This window comes from Marinobacter guineae (assembly GCF_002744735.1).
GTDB classification, from domain to species: domain Bacteria; phylum Pseudomonadota; class Gammaproteobacteria; order Pseudomonadales; family Oleiphilaceae; genus Marinobacter; species Marinobacter guineae.
The window spans coordinates 373,800-385,997 of sequence record NZ_KZ319340.1; the positions used below are offsets into that span (position 1 = coordinate 373,800).

The window sequence follows — 12,198 nt, forward strand, 5'->3', positions numbered from 1 at the left end:
CGGGGTAATGTCACTGGCAAACTTGATGACTTTTTCAACCCGGCCCCTCTCATCAAAAACCGGGTTGTAAGTGGCCTCCAGCCATAGATCCGTTCCATCGGATCTCCGGCGCCGGAACTGACCGCTTTTCAGCTCACCTTGTGATAGCGACTCCCAGAAATCCGGATGTTCACGGTAGAAGGAATCATCACAGAAAATGCGATGGTGTTTACCCCGGATTTCCTCCGGCCTGTAACCCACCGCATCCAGAAAGTTCTGATTGGCGTTAATAATGGTGCCATCAGGCTTGAATTCGATCGTTGCCATGGAGCGATTGATAGCTTCGAACGCGGCCTCCTGATCACGCATGCGATCATGCTCCCGCGTCACATCTGCGGCGATTTTCATCACCCGCTCGACTTCCCCCTGGCGGTTTTTCACCGGGAAATAGGTCGCTTCAAGCCAGATTTTCTCGCCCTTTTTGCTGCGCCGGGGAAAGGTGCCGGAGTGAGAGCGGCCACTTCGCAGGACATCCCAGAAGGTTCTGTATTCTGATGAGTTGCTGTACTCGCGGTCGCAGAACAGGCTGTGGTGCTTGCCCACCACTTCATTCCGGTGATACCCGATTACCTCAAGAAACAGGTCATTGGCTTCAAGGATCAGGCCGTCGGGAGTAAATTCGATGGTTGCCATGGCGCTTGTGATAGCGTCTTGAATGGCTTCGCAGCGGTTGGCGCGCTGCTGGCACTCAACCATTTCTGATTTTCTTTTTTTTGTCAGGAACATGGACATTCTCTATAACAGATCCTGATGAATTGACCACTGACATCCTGTTCTATGGCTGTAACCTGAGACTTTGCGAAGCGCACAACAATCAGATGCGGGCTCTTCGCTCGAAAACTTTTCTGAATCTGGAACGTATCTAACAGGCAAAATCAAAAAGCTCGAGGAGCTATTACGTTGCGCACGCTTTACTGGTTTACACGGGATCTTCGCCTGCATGACAACGCAGCCCTGCTGGCCGCGTCGAAATCCGACATGTTGTTGTGTGTGTACGTGGTGGACCCGCGCTGGTTTGCCCCGGGGCCGTTGCAGAGCAAGGCCATGGGGACTCACCGCTGGCTCTTTCTGTGGCAGAGCCTGATGGCACTGGAGCGGAGCCTGCGCCCCCTGGGGCAGCGACTGCACATCGCATTTGGTGAACCGGAAACGGTCATTCCGGAACTGGTGCACGCTCACCGCATTGCCCGGGTTGTTCGTTCCCGCCTGCCAGGCACCCGGGAGGCCAGCCAGTGGCGGGCAATCAAGGGCAATCTGCCGGACACCCTGTTCCAGCAATTCGAAACCCTGAGCCTGTTTACCGAGGGCTCGCTGCCCATGGCCCTGCAGGATCTTCCGGATACCTTTTCACAGTTCCGCAAACAGGTGGAGCGAACCGGTGAGCGCTGTTCCGGGCGGCTGCGAATCCGCACCCTCACAGCCCTGCCGCCTCCTCCGGGTTTCCCGGAAGACAACCGGGGCGACTGCCCGCCCATCCGCGAGCCAATGCACCCTTTACAGTTTATGGGCGGCGAAGCGGCCGGACTGGAGCGGCTACGAGAGTTTCTGTTTGGCAATCACAGCATCGACCGCTATAAGGAAGCCCGCAACGCCCTCGACAGCTGGGACTCCTCCTCCAAGTTCTCACCCTGGCTTGCCAATGGCTGCCTGTCGGTGCGGGAAGCGGCAGAAACCATCAGCGAATACGAAACCAGTGAGACCAAAAATGAATCCACCTACTGGCTCTGGTTCGAGTTGCTCTGGCGGGAATACTTCTACTGGTATGCCCTGAAGCACGGTGCCAACCTGTTCCGCCGGGATGGCGTCCAGCGCAAGCACCGCCACGGCACCTTCTACGGCCATCGGTTCAAGGCCTGGTGCCAGGGCAACACCGAGTACCCGATTGTGAACGCGGCCATGAACCAGTTGCGGGAAACCGGTTACATGAGCAACCGCGCAAGGCAACTGGTGGCCAGCTGCTTCATCAACGAACTGGGCATGGACTGGCGTTACGGCGCAGCATGGTTTGAGGAGCAATTGATCGACTATGATGTGGGAAGCAACTACGGCAACTGGCAATACCTCGCTGGCGTGGGAGCCGACCCCAGGGGCCTGAGGCAGTTCAACCTTGAGAAGCAGACGCAACAGTATGATCCCACGGGCACCTTCGTGGATCGCTGGGGCGGCGATGCGGAACAGCCCGTTGGATTACACACAGTGGATGCAGCAGACTGGCCTCTGTTGTGACAGAGGCTTGGCAGGCGTGACAGATATGACGGACACCGGAAACACCAGTACAGCGCGGGACACCCTGGCCCGCATCATCGACACCACGGCGCCGGGGACACTGCTAAGCTGCGGGGCTCTGGCCACCGAGGTTTCCCGGTTCTGGCAACAGCACCGGGAAGACACCCACCTGCACACCCTGGACACCAGCGACCCCAACGCCAGCCTGGTAATGGACCGCGTTGTGGATCTCGCGCTGATCAGCGACACCCTGGAACACCTGCCTCACGACGAAGGCGCACTGTTGCTGGGCCAGCTCAGGAACTACGGCACCCACCAGATCGCTGTGCTGGTGGGTGAAACGCCAGACTGGGCCTTTACCGATTTCATTGGCCTGGGCTTCCGACGCCATGCCGAGCTGGAAAGTGATAACGGCGCACTCACGCTGTACACCTACGATCTGGATACTTACAACCATAAACGGGCCTGGAACAATCCAGAGAACTGGGCCAATCCGGAAATGTGGGGAAAAGCATGGTGGTGAACCGTCCGTCTTCAGAAAAACTCAAACCGAGCACCATTCGTATCGGCACAAGGTACCGGGCCAACCGCCTGAAAGGCCCCTACGACGCCGTCGTGATCGGTTCCGGCATTGGCGGCCTGACAACCGCAGCGTGCCTGGCGAAGGCCGGCAAGAAGGTTCTGGTGCTGGAACAGCATTACACCGCTGGTGGCTATACCCACAGCTATGCCCGTAACGGTTACGAGTGGGATGTGGGCGTTCACTACATCGGTGACATGGGCTCACCCCGCACCCTCGGCCGCCGGCTGTTCGATTACATCACCGACGGCAAGCTGAAATGGGCACCCATGGACGAGAACTACGACCGGTTCTTCCTGGGTGACAGGGTGGTCAACCTGCGCGCCGGCAAGGAAGGCTTGCGACACTCGCTGCTTAACGCCTTTCCCGATGAGCAGGCCGCCATCGACCAGTACCTGAAGCTGCTGGGCAAGGTAGCCGACGGCATGCAGTGGTACACCCTCTCCAAACTGACTCCGGGCATTCTCAGCCCCATCGTTAACAAGGGCCTGAGTGTGGCACTGCCGGAGTGTTTCAATAAGACCACCTGGGACGTGCTGAGCGAGCTGACCGACAACCGGGAACTGATAGGTGCCATCACTGGCCAGTGGGGCGATTGCGGGGTCACGCCGAAACAGTCGAGCTTCATGGTCCACGCGCTGATCGCCAAGCATTACCTGTATGGCGGGTTTTACCCCGTCGGCGGTGCCTCGGAAATCGCCAAAACGATTATTCCGGTGATTCAGAAGCCCGGCGGCGAGGTGTTCACCTATGCCGATGTCACCGACATCCTGATCGAGAAAGGCAAAGTGGCAGGCGTTCGCATGGCCGATGGCGAGGAAATCCGCGCACCGCTGGTAATCAGCAATGCCGGGGTCATCAATACCTTTGAAAAATTGCTGCCAGCCGATGTGGCTGAAAAAAACGGCTATCAAGGCAAACGCGAACACATCACTCCGTCCATGCCCCACATCGGCCTCTACATTGGCCTGAAGGGCAGGCCGGACCAGCTCGGGCTGCCCCGCACCAATTTCTGGATTTACCCCGGTGCTGATCACGATGGCAACGTACAACAGTTTCTGAAAGACCCTGAGCATACGGACTTCCCGGTGGTGTACATCTCTTTCCCGGCGGCCAAGGACCCGGATTACCAGAATCGCTGGCCGGGCACTTCCACCATCGAGATCGTCGCCCCCACCACCTGGGAGATGTTCGAGCCCTGGCAGGACACCACCTGGGGCAAGCGTGGCGATGACTATGAAGTCCTGAAACAGAAGATCACCGACCAGTTACTGGAAGTCATGTACAAAAAGCTGCCACAGCTGCGGGGCAAGGTGGATTATGTGGAAACCTCCACACCGCTCTCCACCGCGTGGTTCTGCCGTTATGGCCGGGGCGAGCTGTATGGCCTGGATCATAATCCGGAACGGTTTGAACAGGACTGGCTGAAACCCAAAACCGATATTCCCGGGCTCTACCTCACCGGCCAGGACATCCTCACCTGCGGTGTGGTGGGCGCCATGATCGGCGGTCTGGTCACTACCCTGTCGATTCAGGGCTGGAGAGGAGCAGGTCTGGCGAAGCGGATATTTGTCGGATAACCGCGTATTGGCAATACTGGCGAGGTTGCGCGATCATGGCTGCCCAACACCTCAAGCAAGAAAGAGAACCAGTCCATGGCCCTGTTCAGCGAGAAAAATGCCGAAAAACAGTTAAATGCTGAAGCCAGCAAGGTCCATCAAGCAGACCTCGAAAAGCTTCTGGACCGGCAACGCGCCATCGAAGAAAAAGTGAAAGGCAGTGGCAAGCTCAAGCGTTTTGGTGCAGACATCCGGCTGATGTTCTCAATGGTCCGGGATTACTGGTATGGCAATTACCGCAACGTACCCTGGAAGAGCATTGCCGCCATCGCCGGTGCATTACTGTATGTGATGAACCCGTTAGATGTTATTCCGGACCTGATCCTCGGCATTGGTTTCCTTGATGATGCCGGTGTGGTTGCCCTGTGCCTGAAACTGGTGGAATCGGACCTGCATCGTTACGCCGCCTGGAAAGAGCACCAGGAAGAGCTGAAAAGTACACCTCAGGCGAATTGATTAATTTGTGAACTAACGGTAATCTCATCCACCTTATCAAGATACACAACCTGCTTCTGGAGTAACTGTGGATTTCGCCACTCTCATTGGTCTTGTTGGCGCCATAATGCTTATCGCCTCTGCCGTTATTCTCGGTGTTTCTCCAGAGGTATTCATCAACCCCCCATCCTTGCTGATTGTGGTCGGCGGTACCCTGCTGGTTGTGCTGGCGAAGTTCAGCTTTGCCCAGTTCTTCTGGGCCTTCAAATCAGCCCTGCGAGCATTCAAGTTCAAGCTCCCGGAAACCCAGGCCAGCATCGACGAGCTGGTGGAAGTCGCCAACATAGCGCGGAAAGAAGGCGTGCTGGGGATCGAGGGCCGCGAGGTAAGTAGTCCGTTCCTGAGCCAGGGCATCCAGATGCTGGTTGATGGCCAGGATGGCAATACCATCAAGCAGCTTCTGAGCAAGGAGCGCCTGATGACACTGGATCACAACCGCTCCGGCGCCAAAGTCTTCACCGCAATGGCAGATGTTGCACCAGCCATGGGCATGATCGGCACCCTGATTGGTCTGGTTCAGATGCTCTCGAACATGGAAGATCCGAAATCCATCGGGCCGGCCATGGCGGTCGCCCTTCTGACCACATTATACGGCGCCATGATTGCGACCATGATTGCCACGCCCATTGCCGACAAGCTGTCGCTGCGGATGACCGAAGAGGCCCGCATGCAGTCTCTGTACATCGACGCTCTCGTCGCCATCCAGGAAGGCACCAACCCCCGGATTATTGAACAGATGCTCTCCAGCTACCTTCCTCCCAAAGAGCGTGAGAAACAGGCTGAAGCCGAGGCCGCTTAATCATGGATGAGTTACCCGAAGAGGAAAAACCGGGAATTCCGGCCTGGGTCGTCACCTTTGCGGACCTCATGTCCCTGTTGATGTGCTTCTTCGTATTGCTGCTCTCCTTCTCGGAGATTGACGCCCAGAAGTTCAAGCAGATTGCCGGTGAACTCTCCAAGGCTTTCGGTGTGCAGCGGGAAGTCGCCGCCCTGGAAATACCGCAGGGCACCAGCCCCATTTTTGACAAGTTCTCACCTGCCCCGCCAGAGCCCACGGTGGTCAATCAGGTCAAGCAAACCACCGCCGATGAGCAACCAGAACTTCAGACCCTGAAAAGCCCCACCGATGTAGCCGTCAAAGCGGCGATTGACGACCAGATGCGGGAGACCATGGATCAGATTCTCCAGGTCCTGGAGCCGGCGATTGCCGACGGGCGCATCAATGTCAGTCAGGACCAGCGGCGCATTGTCATCCGTGTGGAAGAGAAAGGCTCGTTTCCGTCAGGTTCCGCTCAGCTGACCTACGAGTTCGAGGGCCTTCTGCTGGAGATGGCGGAGGTTCTGGCCACGATTCCCGGCAACCTGACCATTGAAGGCCATACTGACAACGTTCCTATCCGCACAGAACGCTTCTACAGCAACTGGGACCTGTCGGCGGCCCGAGCAGCGGCCGTGGCCAATGTGTTGCTGGCCCGGGATTACGTGCAACCGACCAGACTCGCCGTTACAGGGCTGGCGGATACCGAGCCGAGAGTGTCGAATACCTCCCCCGAGAACCGCGCAAAAAACCGCAGGGTGGAGATCATCATTGATCTTTCCGAGCCCATGCAGGAACAGGAAATTCGCCTACGGGAGCTGATTGAGTCCGAATCCGCAGATCAGGAAGCGATCATTGGGATCGAGTCTGCCAGCCCGTCTTCCGGCGAAATCAGCTGGTAAAAAACACTCCAGATTGGTGCATCCACCCTGAAAACGCACAACCATAGTGCGAAAAACGCCAGCCGCACCCCGCCCGCTGTTCTTGCTATTGCCGCAACCCCCTTCCCGCTCTTGAAATGCATTGTTTTGGAACAGCTCTTGCTAAAGCTGCACCTCATCAATGCATTCCTCAATGCCCTATTCCATGCACAACGGCCCGACAGAGGCCGGACACACAACATCAGGAGCGAATACCCGTGGACATCACGAGTGCAGTAAACACCCTGACCGAAAGCGCCAACACACTGTTTATCCTGATCGGTGCCATTATGGTGCTGGCCATGCACGCGGGCTTTGCCTTCCTGGAAGTGGGGACTGTTCGCCACAAGAACCAGGTGAATGCACTGGTCAAGATCATGACCGACTTCGGCGTCTCAGCCGTGGCTTACTTTTTTATCGGCTATTACATCGCCTACGGCAGTCATTTCATGAATAGTGCCGCCGACCTCACTGCTGCCAATGGCTATGATCTGGTGAAATTTTTCTTCCTGATGACCTTTGCCGCGGCAATTCCCGCCATCGTTTCCGGCGGCATTGCCGAGCGGGCAAAGTTCTACCCTTTGCTGATTGCCTCCGGCCTGATCGTGGCTTTCGTATACCCCTTCTTCGAAGGTCTGATCTGGAACGGCAATTACGGTTTCCAGGGCTGGCTTGAGAGCCAGTTTGGTGCATCCTTCCACGACTTCGCCGGCTCCGTTGTGGTGCATGCCGTCGGTGGCTGGATCGCACTGGCGGCCGTGCTGGTACTTGGCGCCCGCAAAGGTCGGTATCGCAACGGCAAAGTGGTGGCGTTCGCCCCTTCCAACATCCCGTTTCTCGCGCTCGGCGCCTGGATTCTCACCGTCGGCTGGTTCGGTTTTAACGTGATGTCTGCCCAGACCCTGGATGGCATCAGCGGCCTGGTGGCGGTCAACAGCCTGATGGCCATGGTGGGCGGCATTCTGGTGTCAATGCTGCTGGGCCGGAAAGATCCGGGCTTTATTCACAACGGTCCGCTGGCCGGGCTGGTCGCAGTGTGTGCCGGTTCAGACCTGATGCACCCGGTCGGTGCACTGGTTACCGGAGCGGTGGCCGGCGCGATCTTTGTCTACCTGTTTGAGTGGGCCCAGGCGAAGATCGAGCGTCTGGACGATGTGCTGGGTGTCTGGCCCCTCCACGGGGTTTGTGGTTTCTGGGGGGCTATCGCCTGCGGCATCTTCGGTCAACAGTCTCTGGGTGGCCTGGGCGGCGTCAGCCTGATGTCCCAGATCATCGGCTCCGTGGCCGGCGTAATTGTCGCTTTTGCAGGCGGATTGATCGTCTATAGTGTTATTAATGCGATCTCCGGTCTGCGTCTGACCGAAGAAGAAGAGTTCAATGGTGCGGATCTGAGCATTCACCGGATTGGTGCAACGGCGGACGAATAAGTCGGATAAACAGGGTGATGGCCCGTCTCTTGCAGCTGATTTTGTCATCACGCGCTGTTGTGAACGGCGCGATTCAGGGAGATGTGCCGAATCATGCTGATCCAGACGCCGGCCGAAGGCCTGTACGATGAATTGTTCGATAAAGACAACCGGGTGCGTCCCCAATGCCGGATGCTCGAAAACTGGCTCCTCAACTCCAATGAGGAGCTGATTGCCGAAAAGCGCCGGGAAGCCGATGTGCTGTTCCAGCGGCTCGGCATCACCTTCAACGTGTATGGTGAGGATAAGGGGGCGGACCGCCTGATCCCCTTCGACCTGATCCCGCGAGTCATCTCCGCCAGCGACTGGCATACACTGCAAACCGGTTTGCGGCAGCGGGTCCAGGCCCTGAACCGCTTCCTCCATGACATCTATCACGACTACGACATCGTCAAGGCCGGCGTGATCAGTGCCGAGCAGGTGTTTGCCAACCCCCAGTACCAGCCGGGGATGCAGAACCTTAAGCTGCCCCGCAACCTGTATTGCCATATCGCCGGCATCGACCTGATCCGCCACAGCGATGGCGATTTCTATGTGCTTGAGGACAACCTCCGCTGCCCCAGCGGTGTGTCCTACATGCTGGAAAACCGCCGGATGATGATGCGGCTGTTCCCGGAACTGTTTACCCACTCCGCCGTGGCGCCGGTAGAACACTACCCCAACCTGCTGGGGGAAACCCTACGGGCGGCGTCACTCAAGCCCGACCCGACGGTGGTTGTGCTCACACCGGGCCGGTTCAACAGCGCCTACTTCGAGCATGCGTTCCTGGCCCGGCAAATGGGCGTGGAACTGGTGGAAGGGGCCGATCTGTTCGTGGCCCAGAACAGGGTTTACATGAAAACCACGGTGGGCCCGCAACAGGTGGATGTGATCTACCGGCGGCTGGACGACGACTTCCTGGACCCTCTGGCTGGCAATCCGGACTCCATGCTCGGCGTCGCCGGCCTCTACGCCGCCTACCGCACCGGCAACGTGGTTCTGACCAACGCCATGGGGACAGGGGTTGCCGATGACAAGTCCATCTACCCCTATGTGCCGGACATGATCCGGTTCTACCTGGACGAAGAACCCATCCTGAAAAATGTCCCGACCTGGCAATGCCGCAAACCGACAGACCTTCAGTATGTGCTGGATCACCTGCCAGAGCTGGTGGTGAAAGAAGCCCAGGGTGCCGGTGGCTACGGCATGCTGATTGGCCCGAAGGCGAGCAAACAGGAACTGGCCACCTTCCGCAGCCTGCTCAAGGCACGACCCCAGGACTACATCGCGCAGCCGACACTGAGCCTTTCCACCTGTCCGACCTTTGTGGATGAGGGCGTTGCACCGAGACACCTGGATCTGCGCCCGTTCGTATTATCCGGAAAGAAAATCCAGATGGTGCCGGGCGGCCTGACGCGGGTGGCGCTGGAAGAAGGGTCGCTGGTAGTAAACTCGTCCCAGGGTGGTGGCACCAAAGACACCTGGGTACTGGAGGACGACCGATGCTGAGCCGTGCCGCCTCAAGCCTGTTCTGGATGGCCCGTTACCTGGAGCGGGCGGAAAGCCAGGCCCGACTCCTTGATGTCAGCCTGACAATGGCCCTGATTGATGTGCCGGAAGACCGCACGGAACAGTTGTCGGTGCCCTTGCTGGTATCCGGAACCCGCGAGATCTTCCTCGACTCCTATACCGGGATCACACCCCAGAACCTGATCGACTTCCTGCTGCTCGACGAGCGGCACCCGGCCAGCGTGTTCAACATTATCCGAAATGCCCGCGACAACGCCCTGCACGTCCGCGGCAACCTGTCTTCGGACGTCTGGGAGAGTATCAACCAGGCCTGGCTGGAAATGCAGGAACTTCAACGCAAGGGCGTGACAGTGTCCAACGCCAGTTCGGTATTTGACTGGATCCGGGAACGCTCCCACATGTTCCGGGGCGCGGCCTACGGCACCCTGCTTAGAGATGATGCCTTTCACTTCCTGCGGCTGGGAACCTTTATTGAACGGGCCGAAACCACAGCACGCGTCCTCGATATCCGTCATGTTATGGCCATGAAAGCCATGGAAGATCACGCCACCCAGGCATTTTTCGAGTGGACAGCCGTGCTGCATTCCCTGGCCGCCTTTGAGGCCTACCAGAACACCTACGGCCATAACCTTGATGCCATGAGCGTTGCCGAACTGCTGATCCTGGCGCCGGACGTTCCCCGCTCACTGCATGGCTGCCTGCGGGAAATTGCCAGCTTGCTGGAACAGGTGGAAAGTGGCGATGCGCGGGGGTCGCGGCGCCTGGCCTCAAGCCTTTATGCCAATATCCGGCACGGCGACCGGGACTACATTGCCGAACGTGGCCTTCACAATTATCTGGTGGATTTCCTGGACCGTATCCAGCTCATTGGCGGCCAGATCCAGAAAGACTACATGGGGTGGCAGGGATGAGACTTCATATCCGGCATGAAACACGGTACACCTACGAAACACCGGTGAGTGACAGCATCCAGTATATCCGGCTGACGCCCCGCAACACGCCTCAGCAACGTATCCATGACTGGCACCTGCAGGCGCCGGGTGAAGCCAGCCAGATGGTGGACGGCTTCGGCAACCCGGTCACGGTGATGTCCCTCGACAAGGCAGTCAACGAGATTGTTCTGACCGCCGAAGGTATTGTCGACCTCACCGGAAAACCACTGACCCGGGACGATTCCCCGTTCCCGCCGGAGGTCTTCCTGCGCCAGACCCCGCTCACCGAAGCGGACGAAGCCCTGAAGGCCCTGGCCGTTCAGTACCCTTCCAATAAAAGGGGCCTGATCCGGCTGATGAAACACCTGCGGGAGCATGTGGCGTTCATGCCCGGGGCCACCACCGTAACCCATACTGCCAGCGAGGCGTTCAAACTGAAAGCCGGCGTGTGCCAGGATCACACCCACATGTTCCTTGCCTGCTGTCGGCACATCGGCGTGCCCGCCCGCTATGTGAGTGGCTACATACACTCGTCGAACGACGCCCACGTGGCCACCCATGCCTGGGCCGAAGCCTGGATCGGCCGCAACTGGCAAACCTTTGATGTGGTTAACACCCTGAACGTGGCCGAGAGCCACATAAAACTGGCGGTGGGACTGGATTACCGGGATGCCGCACCAGTGCGTGGCGTTCGGGCCGGCGGGGGTATGGAGCAGATGGAAACCCGGGCCTGGGTAACCAACCCGGCAGGCAACCAGTAACAAAAAGCCCGCAAACACCACAATAAAGCGCTCACACTTAACCCGAGGAGTTGATTAGACTACGCGCAAGATAGCAAGCCTTGCAGGAGGGCTTCATGACCTATTGCGTCGCGATGCGGCTGGCCGATGGCCTGGTGTTCGCATCAGACTCCCGGACCAACGCCGGCTTTGACCAGATCTCCACCTTTCGCAAGATGCACGTGTTTGAGAAACCGGGCGAGCGCGAACTGGTCCTGCTCTCTGCCGGCAATCTGGCCACCAGCCAGAGTGTGATCAGCCTCCTGGAGCGCCGGACCGGAACCGATGTGCACAATGTTTTGAGTACCGGCTCCATGTTCGAGACGGCGGAAATCGTTGGCCAGACCATGCGGGAAGTGATCCGCCGCGACAATCCGGACGGCAAGCTCGGCCATGTGGATTTCAGCTGCTCGCTGATTCTCGGGGGGCAGATTCGCGGTGAGGATCCGAGACTTTTCAACATCTACCCGGAAGGCAACTTCATTGAGGCCACGGAGGAGACACCCTTCTTCCAGATTGGCGAATCCAAGTACGGCAAACCGATTCTGGACCGGGTCATCAGCTACAGGACACCCCTGAACCGCGCCTATCAGTGCGCCCTGATCTCATTCGATTCCACCATGAAGAGCAACCTCTCGGTCGGCATGCCCATTGATGTCGCCATCTACCAGCGGGATGCCCTCAAGCCCTGCTTTACCGAGCGGGTCGAGGAAAACAGCAACTACTTCCATGAACTCCGGCAGCAATGGCACGAAGGCATTCAGGTGCTGTTCAATCAGCTGGAACCGCCGGTTCTTGGCACCCGTTAATTGCCAT

At 58.1% G+C, this 12,198-nt stretch carries 11 protein-coding genes and 1 pseudogene; 11 read left to right on the top strand and 1 reads right to left on the bottom strand.

The features are described 5' to 3' along the window. Positions 1-3: 3 nt before the first annotated feature. Positions 4-771, bottom strand: a pseudogene (locus CLH62_RS21660) (PAS domain-containing protein); the annotation flags it as partial. Positions 772-939: 168 nt separating this feature from the next. On the opposite strand from CLH62_RS21660, the gene CLH62_RS09820 reads away from it, so the two are divergent. From CLH62_RS09820 to CLH62_RS09870, 11 genes are all read left to right on the top strand, one after another. Continuing rightward, the gene (locus CLH62_RS09820; RefSeq protein WP_099617981.1) at positions 940-2,265 is read left to right on the top strand and encodes a DASH family cryptochrome; all 1,326 of its coding nucleotides are present in this window, start codon (positions 940-942) and stop codon (positions 2,263-2,265) included. A 25-nt stretch (positions 2,266-2,290) separates the two neighbouring features. Then, positions 2,291-2,788, top strand: a complete 498-nt coding sequence (locus tag CLH62_RS09825) for a DUF6231 family protein (RefSeq protein ID WP_228152820.1) — start codon at positions 2,291-2,293, stop codon at positions 2,786-2,788. Continuing rightward, entirely contained in the window at positions 2,779-4,425 is a 1,647-nt protein-coding gene (locus tag CLH62_RS09830) for a phytoene desaturase family protein (protein WP_099617983.1), read from the top strand. Before CLH62_RS09825 ends, CLH62_RS09830 begins: the two co-directional genes overlap by 10 nt. Before the next feature lie 75 nt (positions 4,426-4,500). Then, positions 4,501-4,920 carry a YkvA family protein gene (locus CLH62_RS09835; protein ID WP_099617984.1) on the top strand — a complete coding sequence of 140 codons (420 nt, stop codon included), beginning with the start codon at positions 4,501-4,503 and terminating at the stop codon, positions 4,918-4,920. A gap of 67 nt (positions 4,921-4,987) precedes the next feature. Then, complete coding sequence (gene pomA, locus CLH62_RS09840; RefSeq protein ID WP_099617985.1) at positions 4,988-5,758, top strand: flagellar motor protein PomA; 771 nt, start codon at positions 4,988-4,990, stop codon at positions 5,756-5,758. A gap of 2 nt (positions 5,759-5,760) precedes the next feature. Then, entirely contained in the window at positions 5,761-6,678 is a 918-nt protein-coding gene (locus tag CLH62_RS09845) for a flagellar motor protein MotB (protein ID WP_099617986.1), read from the top strand. Between the two features lie 236 nt (positions 6,679-6,914). Then, positions 6,915-8,123, top strand: coding sequence for an ammonium transporter (locus CLH62_RS09850; protein WP_099617987.1), 1,209 nt, complete (start codon positions 6,915-6,917; stop codon positions 8,121-8,123). A gap of 93 nt (positions 8,124-8,216) precedes the next feature. Further along, positions 8,217-9,650, top strand: coding sequence for a circularly permuted type 2 ATP-grasp protein (locus tag CLH62_RS09855; protein WP_099617988.1), 1,434 nt, complete (start codon positions 8,217-8,219; stop codon positions 9,648-9,650). After that, positions 9,644-10,582: an alpha-E domain-containing protein gene (locus tag CLH62_RS09860; RefSeq protein ID WP_099617989.1), complete on the top strand. Its 939-nt coding sequence runs from the start codon at positions 9,644-9,646 to the stop codon at positions 10,580-10,582. Before CLH62_RS09855 ends, CLH62_RS09860 begins: the two co-directional genes overlap by 7 nt. Continuing rightward, on the top strand, positions 10,579-11,364 hold the full coding sequence (locus CLH62_RS09865; protein WP_099617990.1) for a transglutaminase family protein: 786 nt from the start codon (positions 10,579-10,581) through the stop codon (positions 11,362-11,364). The genes CLH62_RS09860 and CLH62_RS09865 overlap by 4 nt, the downstream gene beginning before the upstream one ends. A 95-nt stretch (positions 11,365-11,459) precedes the next feature. Further along, on the top strand, positions 11,460-12,191 hold the full coding sequence (locus CLH62_RS09870; RefSeq protein WP_099617991.1) for a proteasome-type protease: 732 nt from the start codon (positions 11,460-11,462) through the stop codon (positions 12,189-12,191). The last annotated feature ends 7 nt before the right edge of the window (positions 12,192-12,198 follow it).

What these genes read in the sequence shown, in the direction of transcription:
- CLH62_RS09825 (WP_228152820.1), top strand. Translation starts at nt 2,291, where the DNA reads ATGACGGACACCGGAAACACCAGTACAGCGCGGGACACCCTGGCCCGC.
- CLH62_RS09830 (WP_099617983.1), top strand. Translation starts at nt 2,779, where the DNA reads ATGGTGGTGAACCGTCCGTCTTCAGAAAAACTCAAACCGAGCACCATT.
- CLH62_RS09835 (WP_099617984.1), top strand. Translation starts at nt 4,501, where the DNA reads ATGGCCCTGTTCAGCGAGAAAAATGCCGAAAAACAGTTAAATGCTGAA.
- CLH62_RS09845 (WP_099617986.1), top strand. Translation starts at nt 5,761, where the DNA reads ATGGATGAGTTACCCGAAGAGGAAAAACCGGGAATTCCGGCCTGGGTC.
- CLH62_RS09855 (WP_099617988.1), top strand. Translation starts at nt 8,217, where the DNA reads ATGCTGATCCAGACGCCGGCCGAAGGCCTGTACGATGAATTGTTCGAT.
- CLH62_RS09860 (WP_099617989.1), top strand. Translation starts at nt 9,644, where the DNA reads ATGCTGAGCCGTGCCGCCTCAAGCCTGTTCTGGATGGCCCGTTACCTG.
- CLH62_RS09865 (WP_099617990.1), top strand. Translation starts at nt 10,579, where the DNA reads ATGAGACTTCATATCCGGCATGAAACACGGTACACCTACGAAACACCG.
- CLH62_RS09870 (WP_099617991.1), top strand. Translation starts at nt 11,460, where the DNA reads ATGACCTATTGCGTCGCGATGCGGCTGGCCGATGGCCTGGTGTTCGCA.